At 44.7% G+C, this 19,454-nt stretch carries 13 protein-coding genes; 7 read left to right on the top strand and 6 right to left on the bottom strand.

Annotation, left to right across the window (positions count from 1 at the left end; all coding sequences use genetic code 11):
* The first annotated feature begins 68 nt into the window (after nt 1-68).
* Nucleotides 69-935, top strand: a complete 867-nt coding sequence (locus I6L24_RS04790; RefSeq protein WP_086044220.1) for an AbiJ-NTD4 domain-containing protein — start codon at nt 69-71, stop codon at nt 933-935.
* A 122-nt stretch (nt 936-1,057) separates the two neighbouring features.
* On the opposite strand, the gene I6L24_RS04785 is transcribed toward I6L24_RS04790, so the two are convergent.
* Nucleotides 1,058-2,764: a GGDEF domain-containing protein gene (locus I6L24_RS04785; RefSeq protein ID WP_005105369.1), complete on the bottom strand. Its 1,707-nt coding sequence runs from the start codon at nt 2,762-2,764 to the stop codon at nt 1,058-1,060.
* A gap of 1,133 nt (nt 2,765-3,897) precedes the next feature.
* Between I6L24_RS04785 and omp33-36 the strand changes: the two genes are divergently transcribed.
* Entirely contained in the window at nt 3,898-4,791 is an 894-nt protein-coding gene (gene omp33-36 / locus I6L24_RS04780; RefSeq protein ID WP_005105368.1) for a porin Omp33-36, read from the top strand.
* Nucleotides 4,792-4,859: 68 nt separating this feature from the next.
* On the opposite strand, the gene I6L24_RS04775 is transcribed toward omp33-36, so the two are convergent.
* The 4 genes from I6L24_RS04775 to I6L24_RS04760 form a co-directional block, all read right to left on the bottom strand.
* On the bottom strand, nt 4,860-6,830 hold the full coding sequence (locus tag I6L24_RS04775) for a BCCT family transporter (protein WP_005267637.1): 1,971 nt from the start codon (nt 6,828-6,830) through the stop codon (nt 4,860-4,862).
* Nucleotides 6,831-7,002: 172 nt separating this feature from the next.
* A complete protein-coding gene (locus I6L24_RS04770) occupies nt 7,003-7,719 on the bottom strand; it encodes an ion channel (RefSeq protein WP_005105364.1) in 717 nt (238 codons plus the stop codon).
* A gap of 244 nt (nt 7,720-7,963) precedes the next feature.
* A complete protein-coding gene (locus tag I6L24_RS04765) occupies nt 7,964-9,670 on the bottom strand; it encodes a cation acetate symporter (RefSeq protein ID WP_004729195.1) in 1,707 nt (568 codons plus the stop codon).
* Nucleotide 9,671: 1 nt separating this feature from the next.
* Nucleotides 9,672-10,004, bottom strand: coding sequence for a DUF485 domain-containing protein (locus tag I6L24_RS04760; RefSeq protein ID WP_086044221.1), 333 nt, complete (start codon nt 10,002-10,004; stop codon nt 9,672-9,674).
* 182 nt (nt 10,005-10,186) lie between these two features.
* Between I6L24_RS04760 and I6L24_RS04755 the strand changes: the two genes are divergently transcribed.
* Both I6L24_RS04755 and I6L24_RS04750 read left to right on the top strand, forming a co-directional pair.
* Complete coding sequence (locus tag I6L24_RS04755) at nt 10,187-13,678, top strand: hybrid sensor histidine kinase/response regulator (RefSeq protein ID WP_086044222.1); 3,492 nt, start codon at nt 10,187-10,189, stop codon at nt 13,676-13,678.
* A gap of 410 nt (nt 13,679-14,088) precedes the next feature.
* A complete protein-coding gene (locus I6L24_RS04750; protein ID WP_004281371.1) occupies nt 14,089-14,850 on the top strand; it encodes a hypothetical protein in 762 nt (253 codons plus the stop codon).
* Nucleotides 14,851-14,939: 89 nt separating this feature from the next.
* On the opposite strand, the gene I6L24_RS04745 is transcribed toward I6L24_RS04750, so the two are convergent.
* Complete coding sequence (locus I6L24_RS04745) at nt 14,940-15,590, bottom strand: response regulator (RefSeq protein ID WP_004281370.1); 651 nt, start codon at nt 15,588-15,590, stop codon at nt 14,940-14,942.
* 376 nt (nt 15,591-15,966) lie between these two features.
* Between I6L24_RS04745 and msuE the strand changes: the two genes are divergently transcribed.
* The 3 genes from msuE to phrB all read left to right on the top strand — a co-directional run bounded on the left by msuE (nt 15,967) and on the right by phrB (nt 19,396).
* A complete protein-coding gene (gene msuE, locus I6L24_RS04740) occupies nt 15,967-16,701 on the top strand; it encodes an FMN reductase (RefSeq protein WP_086044223.1) in 735 nt (244 codons plus the stop codon).
* A gap of 26 nt (nt 16,702-16,727) precedes the next feature.
* A complete protein-coding gene (gene sfnG / locus I6L24_RS04735; RefSeq protein WP_086044224.1) occupies nt 16,728-17,840 on the top strand; it encodes a dimethylsulfone monooxygenase SfnG in 1,113 nt (370 codons plus the stop codon).
* A gap of 146 nt (nt 17,841-17,986) precedes the next feature.
* The gene (phrB, locus tag I6L24_RS04730; RefSeq protein ID WP_086044225.1) at nt 17,987-19,396 is read left to right on the top strand and encodes a deoxyribodipyrimidine photo-lyase; all 1,410 of its coding nucleotides are present in this window, start codon (nt 17,987-17,989) and stop codon (nt 19,394-19,396) included.
* Nucleotides 19,397-19,454 lie beyond the last annotated feature (58 nt).

The following is a 19,454-nucleotide window of genomic DNA, read 5'->3' as shown; positions in this document are numbered from 1 at the left end:
TTTCGCAAAGGAGGGTTAGGGTGGATTAAAAAAATAAATCTATTCTTAAATTTGTGTAGGGAAACAAAATGCGCTTTTCAGAAAGATATGGTTATAAACCTGTTAGAGAAATCATTCAAAAAGAAAGCATGGATGATGCTTTGAAGAATTCCATTTGGAATGTTTTTAAACAAATTATTATTGAACAAGGAAAATTTACCAAACATTCATCATTGCCAAATATACAAGATTATAATCTATACACTTTTTTTAGAGCTTATTGGATCACTTTTCTAAAAAAACCACTCGATGAAATGCCAAATACTGTTTCCAATATTCAAAAGGATATATATCAACACTTTTTCAATCAATTAAAATGGTATGAAATTTACGATCTTATTGAGTTTACTATCGACCATTTGCCATCTGATTGGAAAAAAACTAGATATCAAGAGACCCTTATAAAACTCATAAATGCTGTTTTAGAAAGAGAAAATAGTGCTTATCGAATTATTGAGAATAAAATTATTCTTATCACCTCAGAACAAGAAATCCAATCCATCGAGGAAGCATTAGAAAGTACAAATCCATATTCAGATGTTCAACAACATCTTAATCAAGCCTTAAAACTGATGTCTGATCGTCAAAATCCCGATTATCGAAATTCAATTAAAGAATCTGTTTCGGCATTAGAAGGTATGTGTCAAAAAATATTAAAGAAAGACAAAGTAACTTTAGGTGATGCAATTGGTCAAATTGAAAAACAATATCCAATACATCCTGCATTAAAAGCCAGTATTAAATCTTTATATGGTTATACATCAGATGCAGATGGTATTCGCCATGCAATGTTAGACGAATCAAATCTTTCTTATATCGATGCAAAATTTATGCTTGTTGCCTGCACAAATTTTATTAACTATCTCATCGACAAAACCAAAAATGATCCAAATTAGATCACATGACTGGCGACGTGGATGTCGCCCGTTCGACTATGCTAAAGGGACTTAGCATCAGTCGAACAAATGCATTTTGCTACTTTTGTGCAATTCAAAAGTAGAGAAAGCAGTCTTTTGAACTAAACCTCTGCCACCGCATTGCGTCCCTTGGCCTTTGCTGCAAACAAAGCATCATCTGCATTTGACAATAAAGCCATCCAGGACATGGCACCAATCGCGACTCCGATACTGACCGAAATCTGAATCTCGTCTCCTGCTGCAGTCACAATATGACGCTCAGCCACTTCAGCCCGGATTTTATCAGCCACAATCAGTGCCTGCTGCATCTGGATATTTTCAATCAATACCAGAAATTCATCGCCGCCATAACGCACCAGCAAATCTGTAGCACGGACATTAGCTTGCAAACGCTCGGCCACCAGTTGAATCACCTGATCGCCAATAATATGTCCATATTGATCATTCACCTGTTTAAAGTGATCAATATCAATAATCATCAAACAGGTTTGGCTCAATTGACCCGGCTGATTTTCCATAAAACGGATATATTCTTCCAGCGCGAAACGGTTGGATAATCCGGTCAAAGAATCGGAATGGGCAATATTCTTTAAACGAAATTCTAGCGCATCACGTTCTTGCAACATTTTTTGCAATTTCTGAATGGCCGCAAATAAAGAATCTGAATGATTCACTTCACGTAGCCGCATATCAATTTTCTGACGACCCGAGTTTTTAGACAAACTCAACAACATGCGGCGTGCCTGAATCAGCGGCAGGAATACCTGTTTACGTGCAAAAATCATGGTTGAAATCGCGGTCAGTAATGAAATTAGCGATACCAGTACACTCCAGATCAAACGCTGCATATTGCTGTTCATTTCTTGAATAGCTGCATCTCTGCTGTATTGCAGCAGGTAAGTTTGCAGGTCTACCACAGTCGCAAATTTATCTACGATCGCTTCAGTCAGTTCTGTTCCGCTCAAACGGTAGTCACGTTGCTCAAGACTGTCACTGATCAGCTCACTGACAATCGGTAAGCCTTGCTGAATAAACTCAGTTTCTACCCGTCGATGTAAACGGATGAATTCCTCAGTCTTGTCTTGAACAGGTTGAATGGTATCAATTAAGGCCCACAAATAACGTACCTGATGTTGGGTCTGTAAAGAGCGGGTAATATTTTCAGTGGGAAGTGGCGCTTCAAAAGTCACATGCGCCATGATAGACGAGGCCACACGACCGGCCTGATCACGTAAATCAGATAAAAATAGAATCTGGCTAATATAGTTATTCAGAGAGGTGGATGAGCTATCTGAAGCCACTGCCACGTCACGCAAAAGTTCACGACAACTTTCCCAGGCCGCAAACATGGCCAGAATTGCCTGATCAAGTTCTTGCGCACTGCGTTGCTGACGCGGCATCCGGGTATAGGCATCAACCTGTGCACGTCCTTTTTTCAGGCTGATTTCAAGCTGTGAAAGTTGCTGATTCAGGTTGTTAAAACCGACCTCTGTCAAGACATCAGCCGTCTGGGAGAGCTGCCGATCAACCTGCTGTCGATAGCTGATTAACTCTTGCTGATGCTGGGAAAATTCCTGCACCGAACTGGACATGGCTTTATTGGCAGGCGCACGCTCACGCGAAATTTTATTCGCCAGATCAGCGACCTGCTGTAAGGCATTCAATTGTTGATAAGTTTGTCTGGATTTTAAATAACTTTGACTGCTACTCACAATTAAGGGAATACAGATGCAAAGTAAACATAAAATAATAATCGACATCGACCAGTACAAACGTTTACTGATCCACTCAGAGCGTAAGGTATTCATGCTGTTGTATTACGCCCCAATATGACAAGCAAAGCTAAATAGATTGATTATTATACAAATAAAACAGGATGGTCTTAAAGCCTTTAGTCTTACTTCACTTATGTTTTTAATGAATTTTTATCATCTATTATTTTTCAGATACTTAAGTTGGTTTATTTAAAATGTTAATGCAGGGTTTCATGACTACAATTCCCTATAAACTCTTACAAAAACAAGGGAATTTAAGCAGCTAAAAAAATATAAAAACTTGCTTTCTGCACTATTTACACCTGCAACAAATAGGTGCATAATGCACCGCATTAGGGCGAGTTAAATTATTCCTCAGCAGATATTTTAGTTTACCCGCAAATTTTGGCGAAAAAACCCCGATTTTCTATGAAAATCGGGGTTTTTTTTAGTTATTGAATTTTAGACCTATGTTTTTACTCTTTAATATGCACTATTTTGGTGCTTAAATTATTATAATATTTCTTTTCTTCATCTTGTTTTGAGTTGAAGGTTTTTTCACAAACAGAATGATCTGAAATAAAAAATGCTAGATAAAAAAAAGCCCAACCTTGGGGAAAGCTGGGCGATAAAACAAAAAATTGTGGAGAATCAGGCTAAATCACTATAAAAGTGTGAACTCTAACTTGATTTTCATATTATGTAAAATTCCCCTCAAAATGTAAAGCCGATTGCTCCAGTCAAGATTATAAAACATGCCCATTTAGCTCAAAAAACAGACACCTATTCTAAGATCCAAGCTGATGATGCTTTAAAATCAAGCAATCCAATCAAAGACCTGATGCGCCAGACATTTTGCACTTCTTGACACATTTATGAATTAACTCACCCATTATTAATTGTTTTAATAGATAAATATATTATAATTAATCGTATTAATTGATTAAAATAACAACATAATTTCTCCTTAATCTTTAGTCCCGATTCTATATTTAAAGTCTAGATTTTTGTTATACAAGAGTTTTTATATAAAATAGCTTCGGAGCCTAATACTTAAATTTTACACAAAATTAATACAATGATTTAGCTTAAAAAAATAGCGATTTCGAATTGGATTGACTTAATAAATTGTTACAATACAATATGTTCAAAAGTTGTACACATCTTGTAACAAAACGGTAAATATCATGAAAAAACTCGGTTTAGCCACTGCTTTATTATTAGCCATGACCGGTGCTCAAGCATATCAATTTGAAGTTCAAGGTCAATCAGAGTTCATCGACAACACTGCAAATGAACAAGACTTCACTGGTGCAGTTCAAGGTACTTACTACTTCAACAATGTTGATGCTTCTAAAGGTCCTTTAGCTGAAGCTGCTTTTTTAAACCAAGCATCTAATGTTTCTGCTGCTTATACATACGGCGAAGACGGACAAGAATTTGGTGATCGCACTGTGCACCATACTTTCGGTGTAAAAGGTGAAGCGTATATCCCGACTAACGTTGTTCCTGCTTATGCAAGCGCTTCTTATAGCCATACCATCGCGGATAACAAAGCGGGCGACGTAGACGGCAATGGTGACCGTTATGCATTAGAACTAGGTGCATTACTAATCCCTAACTTCTTGGTTGCTGTGGGTTATACCAGCGTTGCTGACCAAACTTCTTATGATGCTTTCAACATGTTTAACAACGGTGTTGCTAAAGCTGCTCTTGAATCTGCAACAATTGCTGATAAGACAGATGCGATCACTGCACGTACTAAATACGTTGGTGCAATCGACGGTACTAACATGTCAATTGGTTTTGAAAGCGGTTTAGTTTATGGTGAAGATACTGCCTACAACTTAGGTACAACTCTTTTCCTTAACCCACAGTTAAGCGTTGGTGCTTCTTATATGGAATCTAGCTTTGCTGGTTCTCCAGACAAAGCTTGGGGCGCGAACGTAAACTACTTCATTACTCCTGCTGTTGCAGTTGGCGCATCTTATGTAAATGCTAACTACGAAGCAAATCTTGCGCAAACTGCTCAAGTTCGTGATACTCAAACGATCGGCGTAAATGCCAAATTCCGTTTCTAATTTCTGATTAGATTCTGAATCAAAAAAGGACGCATATTGCGTCCTTTTTTATTGTTTTATGACTCTGTTTACTCAGGCGTACGTACCAGACTTAAGAAGTGCAAATGACGTTCATATTGATCAATGATATCCTGCAATAGATCTTCTTGCGTCCACTCCATCACATCATAACCCTGCCCACCTTCTCTTAAAAAGACTTCTGCCTGATAGGAATCTACTCCCGCATTCTCCAGTTCAGCCATAAAGCTTGGACTTAAAGTCTGAGTGGCATTGACCTGATAGATAAAATTAATTTCATCCTGATGATCAACACGGAGCTGTATACCGTCTTCTAGCGGGCTAATCACCACTTGTAATCGGCGCCGTTTCAATTCACTTTGAAAGCTGAGAAATGCCTTATTCACTGTATTGTGAATATACTGCTGCACCTCTTCCTGAGTGTGCGGATAATGCATAATCAGGCCTAATCGCTGTTGCCAGCTGCGCGGATTCTGGATCGCACGCGGGGTAATCCGTGCGGCTTGCAGCGCATGCATTTTGGTAACATCCAGATGTAAGGCTTTGATTAATCCCCAGCACATCAGCAGCATAATGAAGGTAAATGGCAAGGCGCTCATGATCGTGGCCGATTGCAAGGCTTCTAAGCCACCCGCCAGCAAGAGGATGATGGCTAACAAAGCCATGAGCACGGTCCAGAATAGACGCTGCCAGGTCGGTGAATTTTCACTTTTTGCTGTCAGATAATCAGTCACCAATGCCCCTGAATCGGCAGAAGTCACAAAGAACAGCATCACTAGTAAAGTCGCAATGATACTGGTTACTGAGCTAAAAGGCAGATTAGCTAAAAATTCGAATAGAGCCACAGATGAATCACGCTGAACTGCTTCTAGCAAGCTGGTATTGGCTTCATGCATAATGCTATACAGCGCGGCATTGCCCATAAAACCCATCCAGATCAGGGTAAATCCGGTCGGAATCAGCAATACACCCACGATAAATTCACGAATACTGCGCCCTTCCGAGACCCGGGCAATGAACATCCCGACAAATGGCGACCAGGAAATCCACCAGGCCCAGTACATGATGGTCCAGCCGCCAATCCAGCCACTTGGCTGATAGGCATACAGATTAAAGGTCATGCTAAACAGATTTGAAACATACTGGCCGGCATTCTGAATAGTCGTCTGTAACAGATAAATACTCGGACCTGCCACAAAGACAAAAATCAGCAACAGCAGTGCAAGTACCAAATTTAGTTCAGATAAACGTTTAATTCCTTTGTCTAATCCAAAAAATACGGAAGTCGCCGCCATGGCACTGACCACAATAATCAAAATGACCTGAGTACTGGGTGCCTGTTCAATGCCAAACAAATAGTTCAAACCTGAATTGATTTGGGTCACCCCGAAACCAAGCGTAGTAGCGACACCAAATACCGTACCAATGGTGGCAAAGGTATCGACGCCATCTCCAATCGGTCCATAGATCTTTTGACCAATCAGCGGATACAAGGCCGAACGAATTTTTAAAGGCAATTGATGCCGGTAAGCAAAATAAGCTAGCGATAGGCCAACCAGCGTATAAATGGCCCAGGCATGTAAGCCCCAGTGGAAAAAGGTGACCCGCATAGATTGTTGTGCAGCCAGTACAGTTTCCGGTTCACCGGCAGGTGGCGTAACATAATGCATCACCGGTTCGGCCACACCAAAGAACATCAGGCCAATCCCCATGCCTGCGGTGAATAACATCGCAAACCAGGAGGCACTGCTATATTTCGGTTGACTATGCTCGGGCCCCAGTTTGATTTTGCCCATATCCGACAGGGCAATATAAGCCAGAAGGATGATAAATATCGCCACCGACAATACATAGAACCAGCTAAAGGACGTGGTAATCCACTGGTTCAGTTGCTGGGTAAAAACTGAAAAAGCATCGGGTGCAAATACGACCAACGCTAAAAATATCGCAATAATGGCGACAGTACTGATAAAAACATTTGGATTGATATTGGCAAAACAGGATGGTTTTGTGGAAGGCATACATCCTCCATTTTTTAAAAATTGGATCGACAAACAGCGTCAAATAATTATTGGTAAGGTCAAAATGATCAGACAGATTCAGTCTATGGGAGCTAGATCTCCTGCTATTTTAGGATGTGACACAAAATAAAGCCGTTAAGTTACTGTAACAAATACAATAAAAGGATGAGTCTCATTGCCCAGGCGGGTTTTCTCTATTTTTCACGTTCTTTTTATGCGGTAGACGTGCGATATATTGCAAGGCAATTAAGCGGGATACAATCAGCGCCAGATACATCACCCCGACAAACATCTGGATAATGGCTAGCATCCGTGCGACCGGACTGACCGGCATGATATCAGACAGTCCTGTTGCAGATTGCACACTGAAACTAAGAAAAATCAGATCCAGCCAGGGTTGATAGGCTTGCAGATCGGGGTCTGAAAAGCTGTACGGCACCAGCAGCTGACAGATACTGTAGAGGAAGGCAAAGCCCCAGGCCAGCAAGGTAAATACTGCGCCAGCGGCAAAGAGTTCATCCTTGGTCAGATAACGGTCATGAAACATATAACGCAGTAGGCCATAGGCTGCACTAAAATAAGCACCAGCTTCAAACAGGTGGGCGGTGACATGGATCCAGGTATAACGCAGTCCCAGCACAATCAGGGAGGAAAAGAGAATTGCGCCGGCGACAAAGCTGAGTCCTAAAATGGTAAACATCGGAGTCTGGCGAATGACTCTGGCAATCACCAGCAAAACCAGAACACCCAGTACCCAGGTTCCCGCCCGATAAGACATGCTTCCATAACTCAATACCGACAAGAGCAAGATCAGCAATTGCAGGCACAACAGCCATGCCGAAGGCAAATGGGTAAAGCTGTTCCAGAACTGCTGCAGAGATTGCTTCATAATGCCCTTCTTGTTGCTATTCTTGTTACTATCTTCATGTAGGGAATACATTGTTATTGTTAACAGCTTTTAACATAGCATGCTCAAAGCCACTTGCAGATATACGATTTGTATGAAAATTACTGAAATAACACTGCACAAATCCAGCCAGCTCAATGCAATACGGCATTTATCCTAAAGAAAAAACTTGATGATATCTCCATAAAAAAGCCCCTGACGGGGCTTTTTTAGCGTAGCGCAGATCTTAGTGATCCGATGCGCCTGAGATACCAATACCGGTTTGTGAACGTACAAACTGGGCATCAAAGGCTTTGCGTTCTGCCTGAGCCTGTGCCGAATTATCCGTCACAGAGAACAACCAGCAGCACAAGAATGACAATGGCATCGCGAAGATTGCAGGACCATTGAACGGGTTCACTGGCGTATCAGAAATACCCAAAGTATCGACCCATACTGCTTTAGACAGCACAATCAAGGTTACTGCGGTTACCAGACCTGCAACACCACCAATCACGGCACCACGTGTCGTCAAGCCTTTCCAGAACATAGACAATACCAGTACCGGGAAGTTGGCACATGCCGCAACAGAGAATGCCAGACCGACCATGAAGGCTACGTTTTGTTTTTCGAACAAAATCCCGAGAATCATTGCGAAGATCGCAAGACCTAAAGTCGCGATTTTAGACATACGTAGTTCAGATTCAGGCGTGGTTTGGCCTTTCTTCAAAACGTTGGCATACAAGTCATGCGAAATTGCTGAAGCACCTGACAGGGTCAAACCAGCAACGACCGCAAGAATCGTGGCAAATGCAACTGCAGAAATGAAGCCCATGAACAGGTCGCCGCCCACTGCATCAGACAGGTGCACCGCCGCCATGTTATTACCACCTACCAGCTCCAGCTTGCCAGTCACAGCCATTTTCGCAACATCAAGGAATTGCGGGTTGTTCGATACATATAGAATCGCACCAAAACCAATGATGAAGGTTAATAGGTAGAAATAACCAATAAAACCTGTAGCAACTACGACTGATTTACGCGCTTCTTTGGCATCTTTTACCGTGAAGAAACGCATCAGGATATGTGGCAGACCTGCGGTACCAAACATCAATGCCAGACCTAAAGAAATCGCATCAATCGGATTAGATGCCAGACTACCCGGACCCATGATTTTGGTCGCATCTGTCAGGCTCAAGTCATGTACTTTTGAGTAGACACCAATCGCCTGTTCAAACATGTTGGTAAAGCTGAAGCCCACACCTTTCATAACCATGAATGCCATAAAGGTTGCACCAGACAGCAACATCACCGCCTTGATGATCTGTACCCAAGTGGTTGCCAACATACCGCCGAACATCACGTAGGCCATCATCAACAAGCCAACGATCACGACTGCAATGTTATAGTTCAGACCGAATAGAAGTTTGATCAGCTGACCTGCACCCACCATCTGTGCAATCAGATAGAACGCGACCACAACCAGTGAACTTAAAGCAGCCAAGGTACGTACCGGTTTTTCCTGCAAGCGGAAAGACACTACGTCTGACAGGTTGTATTTACCCAGGTTACGCAGACGTTCTGCCACCAGGAACAATACAATCGGCCAGCCCACCATGAAACCCAGTGAATACAGCAAGCCATCAAAACCGGACAGGAATACCATCGCGGAAATACCCAGGAACGATGCAGCTGACATATAGTCACCGGCAATCGCCAGGCCATTCTGGAAACCGGAAATACCGCCACCGGCAGTATAGAAGTCTTTGGTATTGGTGGTTTGTTTTGCTGCCCATTTGGTAATAAACAGCGTAGCACCTACGAAAATCACAAACATGATAATCGCGTGCCAGTTGGTCGCCTGCTGTTCTGCTGCACCCAGATCGGGACCAGCGAATGCAACGCCTGAAGCCACTATCGTGGTCGCCAGGGCAATAAGAGAATTCCATTTCATCTTAGTGGTGTCCTTTTTCATGCGCAATCGCTTCGACTTCACGGATTGCTTCTTCAGTCAATTGATCAAGTTTGTTATTGGCAATGTAGGAATACACACCACACAAGATAAACGACAGGACAATGATACCTAGACCAAGTGGAATACCCCACGTGGTCACACCACCTGAAATTGAAGACAGTAGAAATTCTTTGTTGTAACCAACCAGCAACATGAAACCCACATAGACAAATAGCATAATGCCGGTCAACGTCCAGCTGAGCGTACTTTTCTTGCGGACCATTTCCTTGAATTTTGGATTTTGTAGAATTCGATCTACTTGTACCTCATCCATAATTACTCTCCTGTAGCCCAACCTTGGGCTGCCTATTTTTTAATTCGAATTATCACTGTTGCAAATTAACAATAATCGTAGGTGTTTGTAATTTAGACTTTGGTCGTTAAAAAATGATCAATTTAAACTGTAGCGTTCACGATGCGTTATCATAGCGGCATGCTCAGTACACATCAGGCTATATGAACAGTTGGCTCATCATAGGGGTACTCGCCCTCTATATCGCATTACTCTTTATCTGCGCTTTCTACGGGGAAAAACATGCCAGCCGGCTGAGTACCCGTGGGCGCATGCTATTGTTTAGTTTAACTTTAGGAGTGTACTGCTCCTCCTGGACCTTTTATGGCGCCACGGGTGCCGCGGTACGTGAAGGGATTATTTTCCTGCCGATCTATCTGGGTCCGCTGCTCTTCGTTGCCGTCGGCTATGATATCTGGCGCCGTCTGGGACGAGTGAGACAACATCATGCCATTTCTTCGATCGCTGACTTTGTCGCAGCACGCTATGGTAAAAGTGGTCCACTGGCATCACTGGTAACCATTCTGGCGGTGGTGGCGATTGTGCCTTATCTGGCCTTGCAGTTACGCGCGATTGCCCTGAGTGCCGCCGTCATTCTGGAACCTTCCGCAGGTGTAACCGGCACGACCAATGGCGTACTGTTTCTGACTGGGGTTCTGGCAATACTGGCGATGATGTTTGGTACCCGGCAGATTGCCAATACTGAACAGCATGGCGGCCTGATGCTGGCCGTGGCATTTGAGTCTTTTGTCAAACTCTTCGCCCTGCTGGCAGTTGCCTGTTTCTTTATGTTTGAAGCACCAGAAAATCTGGCACAAATCAGTAGCGATATCAGTACCACTTTTCATGATGTGCAACTGTTTGGCGTACCACAAAGTTTCTGGATTCAGACCCTGCTGGCGGCACTGGCCATTATCTGCCTGCCGCGTCAGTTCCATGTAGCTGTGGTTGAGCTACGTGATGAAAAACATATTCGTGGTGCGCGGCGTTGGTTTGCAGTTTATTTGATTCTGACTACCCTGGCGATTATTCCGATTGCCAGCTGGGCGCTACATGCTGCACCGCAATATCTGGCCATTCCGGATGTGGCGGTCCTGTCCTTGCCACTCAGCTATAATCAGGACTGGCTCACTTTATTAGCCTTCTTGGGTGGTTTTTCTGCCTCTACCGGGATGCTGCTGGTGTCTTCAGTGGCACTGTCGATCATGCTCAGCAATGACCTGATCATGCCGGCGCTGTGGCGTTTAAAACTGATTTCCCGGCATGATAAACGCTTGCCGCTAGTGCTGAAATTTACCCGCCGGGTGTGTATCCTGGGCGTGATGTTGATGGGCTTCCTGTTCTTCAACTTCTTTAATGATATTGACCAGCTCTCGGTTTTTGGTCTGTTGGCATTTAGTGCGGTGGCACAATTCGCCCCTGCCCTGATCGGTGGCCTGTACTGGCGTGGCGGTAGTAAACAGGGTGTCTATGCTGGACTCCTGACCGGTTTTGCCTTGTGGGCTTATACCCTGCTGTTTCCAACCATTTTGCGAAGCCTGCCAGAAGCCTATAGCAGCTTTAGCCAAAGCTTGCTGAATCAAGGGCCTTTTGGCTGGAACTGGTTAAGACCGGAAGCCCTGATCGGTTTTGAGTCTTTTGATCCGCTGACCCATGGAGTAGTTTGGGCACTGGGCTTAAACACCCTGCTGTATATCTGGATTTCCCGTATTTTCCGGCCGAGTATTGCCGAACAGATTCAAGCCGAAAGTTTCTTCTATTATGAAACCAAGCCACTACCCTCGCAGAGCCCTTCAACCGAGGTCAGCTATTCGCATCAGGATGTCGCCCGTTTAAAAGTCGGCGATCTGATTACTCTGGCGAAACGGATTACTGGTGAAGGCCCAACCACACGCGCTTTCCAGCAATTCTGTACCCAAAATAGTGTTGAGCTGAATGAAAACAGCAGTGCCAATGGCATGTGGTGGCGTTTCACCGAACAGTATCTGGCGGGAACTATTGGGGCAGCTTCGGCACGTACCCTGTTGACCACAGCTATGGTTAATAATGGTTTGGCATTGGGTCAGGTCGCCAATATTCTCGATCAGGCCTCGCAATGGCAACGCTTTAATCAGAACCTGATCATGACCATGATTGATCACATGACCCAAGGGGTCAGCGTAGTCGATGAAAACATGTGTCTGGTGGCCTGGAACAATCAGTATCTGAAACTGTTCGATTATCCGACCGATATTGTCTATGTCGGCTGTCCGATCGCAGACCTGATCCGTTATAACGCTGAACGTGGTGAATGTGGCCCGGGCTCGGTCGAAGAACATGTCCGTAAGCGGATTCACTGGATGCAGGTCGGCAGTGCCCATGAATTTGAACGGATTCGTAAAGATGGCCGTGTCATTCAGATGCGCGGCAATCCGATCGAAGGTGGCGGTTTCGTAACGACCTTCGCAGACATTACCGCCTTCCGTGAAAATGAAGCCGTGCTTGAAGCCCGGGTGCAAGACCGTACCCAGCAGCTCGCCGATGCCTTGTCTGAGCAGCAACTGGCCCGTGAACAGGCCGATAAAGCCAATATGTCGAAAAGCCGCTTCATTGCAGCGGCCAGTCATGACCTGTTGCAGCCGATGCATGCTGCGCGTCTGTTCAGTACCGCACTCGAACAAAGCGTGCAAAATGACGAAGACCGCAAGACCTTGCAGCAACTGGATCGTGCTCTGCATGGTGCAGAAAGCATGCTGTCTGCCCTGCTGGACATTGCCCGACTGGAAGGCGGCACCATTCAGCCGAAACGTCAGGCTTATCCGCTGCATGACCTGCTCAGCGATCTGGAACTCCAGTTCAAATCCATCGCTGCACAGCGTGGCATCAAGTTCAGTGTACATGATGCGCAATTCTGGATTGATACCGATCCGCAATGGATTCGTCGAATTATCCAGAACTTTGTCAGCAATGCGCTGCGTTATACCGCCAAAGGTAAAGTGGTGGTGGGTGTATTACGTTCGAGTAGCAGACCAAATCATATCCGCATTGGCGTCTGGGATACCGGACCCGGCATTGCCGAAGAACAGCGCATCAAGCTGTTTCAGGAGTTTGAACGTTGCGGCCATACCTCTCCTTGGGGTGAACAGGGTCTAGGTTTGGGTCTGGCGATCGTACAACGTATGACCAGCATGCTGGACTATCCGGTGCATGTGTCTTCTGCGCTGGGTAAAGGTTCCTGCTTTATGATTGAAGTGCCTGTGATCGAAGCACCGAAAGTGGTCGCAGCACCGGTTCAGGCCGTACCTTTAAAGAGCAAAGCCTTTAAGATTCTATGTCTGGATAATGATGAAACCATTCTGGAAGGCATGTCGACCTTATTGACCAAATGGGGTTATCAGGTGTTTAAAGCCACTGAACCTGAGCAAGCAGCCATGCTGATTCAGCAGGAAAATATTCAGGTCTGGCTGGTGGATCAACATCTGAATCAGGACAAGATCGGTCTGGATTTCATTCTGGAACATCGTTCGAAGGATATTCCGGTCGCCCTGATTACCGCCGATTCCGATCCGGAATTGCCGCAACGTCTGAAAGAGCTGAACATTGTTCTGCTAAAAAAACCACTGAAACCGGCATCATTACGTTCATGGTTATCTGGACTGAAGATTTCCGACTCCTAAATAGATAACGATCTGATCAATGCCCATTTCAGACCCTGAAGTGGGCATTTTTTATACTCAACTGCCACATAAACTTACCTAGGTTGCATAAAATTTATTCTAATGTGCTAAAAGCAGCAAATATGCCGAAAATACAGCTGAATAAATTGACCAAAATGCTCATTTTTTAATTCACTATGGCAAAAACTGACGAATGTATTAATGTACATGTGTACACTTAGTTACAATTAATTATCTTATTGTTTTTAATAAAAATTAAAGAGTAATTTTCCACTACTATAACTTTAGTCGTATTTTTTATCCCTTGCACTTGGCTCTAAAAATAGAGGAATAAGAAACGATCAGTTCCCATCTCATGCAGCCTTAATTTTTTGGTCGCTGATCTATTTCTGCATATCGGAGTTCTTCACATGAACATAGATCAAAACCAGGGCCTGAATCAGACCCAGCAGTTTCACCGTCAATATGGCGCCAACGCCTTATTGCCAAGCATTGACTGGGCACAGATCTTTAAATACAGCAAGCTGAATGATGCCCAGTATCAGGCACTGGAAACGCTGTATCAGAGTGCAGTCCCCCTGGCACTGCAAGTCTTTGATGAATTACATTTTGATGTCTTCGAACCTTATGCCTACAAGCCGCAAGGTCTGGGCCTCTTTGAAAAGATTGCTGAACAGGAAGACAAGCTGATTCAGTCTTTAGAAGCTGAAACAGAGGATCTTCCGGCAAAAACCCGTCATCAGATCTGGAGCATGTTGCTGCGTGGTGGCGCAGTACTGGTCTTTAAGGCCTGGCTGGGTAAGGTCAAAAATGAAGAAGATTGCCTGGACACCAGCCAGTTCGATGAGCTGTCTGATCTGTTATTTATCAAAACCTGCCCACATGAGCTGGCGCAGCGTTTACATGTCGACCCGAATACGCGCGACGAACATGTCTTCCTGATGTATGACAATGAAGTTTATCTGGATCGTTTTAACAGTCTGGAAACTGCAGCCCTATTTGTCGATCTCGGTGTTTATGATGCGACTTTCCTGAGTCTGCGTGATGATCGCGTGGCGGAATATCTGAAATCGAAAGGTTATGTCACTGAAGAGCAGATTGACGAATTACAATGTGCCTTAAATCCATTGTTTTGTGATGATTTCACCCGCAAGCAGGATTATATCGCCTAGCTGACTCAGGCCTTTGCACTCAATTTTTCAGATTTCACCCATAAAAAAAGACCTCCAAGGAGGTCTTTTTCAATTCGGCTATGCAGAACTTACATTTTGCGGTCTTCAATATTCAGTGCATTAATGGCCAATACCGCTTGTGTCCGGTTTTGTACTCCGAGTTTACGGAAGATTGCCGTCACATGCGCTTTAATCGTCGCTTCTGACACATCCAGCTCATAAGCGATCTGCTTGTTTAATAAACCTTCAGCCACCATCATCAATACCCGGAACTGTTGCGGCGTCAAAGACTGGATCCGTTCTGCCAAAGCCGTTTCATCGGCAGCACGCGGATCAAAATTCATATTGGCTGGCAGATTTGGTGGTAACCAGATTTCACCTTCCAGCACTTCACGAATCGCTTCACCGATATGGCTTGGGTGGGCAGATTTAGGAATATAGCCCATTGCACCATGCGCGATCGCACGCTGGATGATACTGACTTCTTCATGCGCAGACACAACAATAATCGGTAAAGACGGATACTGTGCGCGGACATGCACCAGGGCAGAAAAGCCGGAAGCGCCCGGCAGGTTTAAATCCAAGAGCACAAGATCAGGCTCAGGGCCATTTTCTAGACGTTCATAAAATTCATTGACTGCCGCAGTTTCATGAATCTGGGCTTGTGGCAGGCTATAACGTACAGCTTGAATCAAGGCATGACGAAATAGTGGATGATCATCAACGATTAAAATATTCATAGGCAACGTGAGAGAGATCTTGGCACGGTAGCCCCTATTCTAACCACACAACCCGGTTAAGGATATGCAAGACACTACAATTTTTAAAATAATATGCAGTTTTTCTTCAAAATTGCCCATTTTTGCACTATTGCAATAATTGTTTAATTCTCATCACTTTTTTATATATCACTTATTCCTCACTGAAAAAGCTTATCTTTATTCAATATAAATATAAATATCATTTACTTACATATAAAAACCCCCTTAAGAATCGAGCCTTTGTCGTATATCGCAAAATCAGATAACTTTTCAGCTTTTCGTTATTTTACAGCCCTTCGCTGAATCGGGATTAATAGGGTCATTCCGAGATTAACCCTATTTTCAGGTTCTAAATATGTCTAATTTTAATGCGCAAAAACCCTTAAATATTGTTGCCGTATCTGGCGGTTTAAATCACCCCTCAAAAACCGAAGCCTTGGTTCAGGCCATTCTGGATGAGCTGGGTGAAGCAACACCAATCAATGTGCATTTCATTAAATTTAGCGAAATTGGTTCGCTCTTGGGCGGTGCAATTTACCGCAATCAATTGCCGCAACGCGTTCAGGATGATCTGGCAGCAGTAGAAGCCGCAGATGCGCTGATTGTCGGCACCCCAGTTTACCGCGCTTCATTTACCGGCCTGTTCAAGCATTTCTTTGACTTTGTTGAGCAAACGGCGCTGGTCGATGTTCCGGTATTAATGGCGGCTTCTGGTGGCAGTGACCGTCATGCACTGGTTCTGGAACATCAACTACGTCCCTTATTCAGCTTTTTCCAGGCACAGACTTTACCGATTGGCGTCTATGCTACTGACCGTGATTTCACCCCTGAATATACCATTCACAGTGAACTGCTTCGCGACCGGATTACCTTAGCCGTGGCACGTGCCTTGCCGATTCTTGAATGGGCACCAGCCAAAGGACAACGTGCTGAAGTCATTAAAGAAAAAACCATTCAAGCCAGTCAAAATCTGGGCATTAACAAGCAGATCGAACCGGAAGAAGTGCTGCCTTCAGCAGCCGTGCCGAGCCTGGATGCCGCAGAATCGCGCTTGCACAGCAAGAAAGCACCAAAGACTCAAGTGGCTTGAACACAGCATTGCAGAGGGTGATGAATATGTCGAATGATAAAAATATCGTATTTGCCTATTGGGTGCCGAATGTCAGTGGTGGCCTGGTGGTTAGTAACATCGAGCAGCGCACCGACTGGAGCTATGACTATAACGTGCGTCTGGCACAAACCGCTGAACAGGCAGGCTTTGATTATGCCCTGACCCAGATCCGTTTTACTGCCGGCTATAACGCAGAAAACCAGCATGAATCGGTCAGCTTCAGTCATGGCATTCTGGCCAAAACTGAACGCCTGAAAGTCATTGCCGCGATTCTGCCGGGTCCATGGAAGCCGGCACTGGCTGCAAAACAACTGGCGACGATTGACCATCTGAGCAATGGCCGGATCGCGATCAATGTGGTCAGTGGCTGGTTCCGCGGTGAGTTTGATGCCATTGGTGAAGAATGGCCGGAACATGACGAGCGTTATGCCCGTTCGGAAGAGTTTATCCGTAGCCTGAAAGGGGTCTGGAGCCAGAATAACTTTAATTTTGAAGGTAAATATTATCAATTCAAAGACTATACCCTGAGTCCGAAACCGCTACAAAAACCGCATATTGAAATCTTTCAGGGCGGCAGTTCCCGGGCAGCACGTGATATGGCTTCTCGCGTATCTGACTGGTACTTCACCAATGGCAATACCCCGGAAGAGCTGAAAAAACAGATCGATGATATTCGTGAAAAAGCCAAGGCAAATCATCACTCGGTGAAAATTGGTGTAAATGCCTTTGTGATTGCACGCGATAGCGAAGAAGAAGCCCAGGCCGTCTTGCAGGAAATTATCAGCAAGGCCAATGTGCAGGCGGTAAAATCTTTTGGTGAGGCCACCCGTGAAGCCGGCGCAGCAAGTCAGGAAGGTGAAGGCAGCTGGGCCAAATCCACCTTTAAAGATCTGGTGCAATACAATGACGGGTTCCGCACCAATCTGATCGGGACACCGCAGCAGATTGCTGAACGGATTATCGAACTAAAAAAAGTGGGCGTAGATCTGATTCTGTCAGGCTTTTTGCACTTTATTGAAGAAGTCGAATATTTTGGCCAGAAGGTGCTGCCTTTGGTCCGTGAGCTTGAAGCACAACAGGCAACGCCTGTACAGCAAGAAGAAGCTGAGCCCGTATAATCCTTCCAATAAATCTCAGCAGATTCACTCCCCCCTCAAGGCTCGGCTTGGGGGATTTTTTTATGTGATAAAATTGTTGTCTGGCTAGGCTTAAGACCGTCAATTCCTTAAAATTCTGCACTAACGACTTTCCAAGAATTTTAACAATGCAACTGATCTGGTTTCGTCAAGACCTCCGCATTCATGATCATGCTGCGCTCTGGCATGCCACCCAGCAAGGCAGCTGTATAGCACTGGTGGTGCTCTCTCCTGAACAATGGAAGCGGCATCAGGATGCCCGGATTAAAATCGATTTTTATCTGCGCCGCCTCGACGTCTTAAAGCAGCAGTTAGCGCAGCTGAATATTCCATTAATCATTTTAAATGTTCCCTTATGGCAAGACCTGCCTGCTGAAATGCGAAGCCTGTGCCAAAAACTGCAGATTGATATGCTACATGCCAATATTGAAGTGGGCGTGAATGAACTGCAACGTGATGCACAGGTACAGCAGGTGCTGGAACAGCAGCAGATCCGGGTCGAGCTGTATCATGATCGCAGCCTGTTTCCACTGACCAGTATCCGCAATCAGTCCAATCAGCCCTATCAGATCTATAGCGCATTCAAGAAAAAGTGCTATGAACGACTGATTCAGAATATACCGGGCTGCTATCCTGCCATTCAGCTTCAAGATCCGCTTGAATTACCCGCTCAGTTGACCAGTTTTGATCTGGTAAAATTTGCGGCTGATTATTCTGTCGATCATACTGCCCAGCTCTGGCCTGTGGAAGATCAAGCTGCCTTTGAGCTGCTCGATGATTTTATCGAGGATAAAATGGCTCATTATAAAACCGAGCGAGATCTACCTGCAGTCGATGGTACCAGCCGCCTGTCACCGTATCTGAATATCGGTATTCTCTCGATCCGTCAATGTATGCAGACCCTGTTTAAGGACAGTTATTTCCAGATTGATGATATCGGTCAGCAGACCTGGCTGGATGAACTGCTCTGGCGCGAGTTTTATCTGCATACCCTGTTTGATTTTCCCCGTGTATCTAGGCATCGGCCTTTTAAGGAAAATACCGATAACATCCAGTGGCGCAATGCACCGGATAATTTGGCTGCCTGGCAACAAGGACAAACCGGGATTCCAATTGTCGATGCCGGCATGCGGCAAATGCGGGCCACTGGCTGGATGCATAACCGGGTGCGCATGATTACTGCGATGTTTCTATGTAAAAACCTGCTGATTGACTGGCGTCTGGGAGAAAGCTGGTTCATGCAGCATCTGATTGATGGCGATTTGGCAGCGAACAATGGCGGTTGGCAATGGTGTGCCTCGACCGGCATGGATGCCGTACCTTATTTCCGGATTTTTAACCCGGTCAGCCAGTCACAGAAGTTTGACCCGAATGGGGATTACATCCGTCAATGGGTGCCAGAACTGACACATCTGAATGCTAAATCTATTCATGAACCCTATGCTAAAAATCCGGATCTTGCACTGGATTATCCAAAACCGATTGTGGATTTAAAAGCCTCTCGTGTAAGAGCGATTGAAGCTTTTAAGCAAATTTAAAACCAAACTTTTTCATCCCGAATAAAACAGCCTCCGATAAAGAGGCTGTTTTATTTTT

Origin of the sequence: Acinetobacter lwoffii (genome assembly GCF_019048525.1) — a bacterium.
Classification (GTDB): Bacteria; Pseudomonadota; Gammaproteobacteria; order Pseudomonadales; family Moraxellaceae; genus Acinetobacter; species Acinetobacter lwoffii_K.
This window is presented reverse-complemented; position numbering and strand designations above follow the sequence as displayed.

Coding starts and splice junctions, on each gene's coding strand:
- I6L24_RS04790 (WP_086044220.1), top strand. CDS start 69: ATGCGCTTTTCAGAAAGATATGGTTATAAACCTGTTAGAGAAATCATT.
- I6L24_RS04750 (WP_004281371.1), top strand. CDS start 14,089: ATGAACATAGATCAAAACCAGGGCCTGAATCAGACCCAGCAGTTTCAC.
- I6L24_RS04755 (WP_086044222.1), top strand. CDS start 10,187: ATGAACAGTTGGCTCATCATAGGGGTACTCGCCCTCTATATCGCATTA.
- phrB (WP_086044225.1), top strand. CDS start 17,987: ATGCAACTGATCTGGTTTCGTCAAGACCTCCGCATTCATGATCATGCT.
- I6L24_RS04760 (WP_086044221.1), bottom strand. CDS start 10,004: ATGGATGAGGTACAAGTAGATCGAATTCTACAAAATCCAAAATTCAAG.
- I6L24_RS04770 (WP_005105364.1), bottom strand. CDS start 7,719: ATGAAGCAATCTCTGCAGCAGTTCTGGAACAGCTTTACCCATTTGCCT.
- I6L24_RS04765 (WP_004729195.1), bottom strand. CDS start 9,670: ATGAAATGGAATTCTCTTATTGCCCTGGCGACCACGATAGTGGCTTCA.
- I6L24_RS04775 (WP_005267637.1), bottom strand. CDS start 6,830: ATGCCTTCCACAAAACCATCCTGTTTTGCCAATATCAATCCAAATGTT.
- I6L24_RS04745 (WP_004281370.1), bottom strand. CDS start 15,590: ATGAATATTTTAATCGTTGATGATCATCCACTATTTCGTCATGCCTTG.
- msuE (WP_086044223.1), top strand. CDS start 15,967: ATGTCTAATTTTAATGCGCAAAAACCCTTAAATATTGTTGCCGTATCT.
- I6L24_RS04785 (WP_005105369.1), bottom strand. CDS start 2,764: ATGAATACCTTACGCTCTGAGTGGATCAGTAAACGTTTGTACTGGTCG.
- sfnG (WP_086044224.1), top strand. CDS start 16,728: ATGTCGAATGATAAAAATATCGTATTTGCCTATTGGGTGCCGAATGTC.
- omp33-36 (WP_005105368.1), top strand. CDS start 3,898: ATGAAAAAACTCGGTTTAGCCACTGCTTTATTATTAGCCATGACCGGT.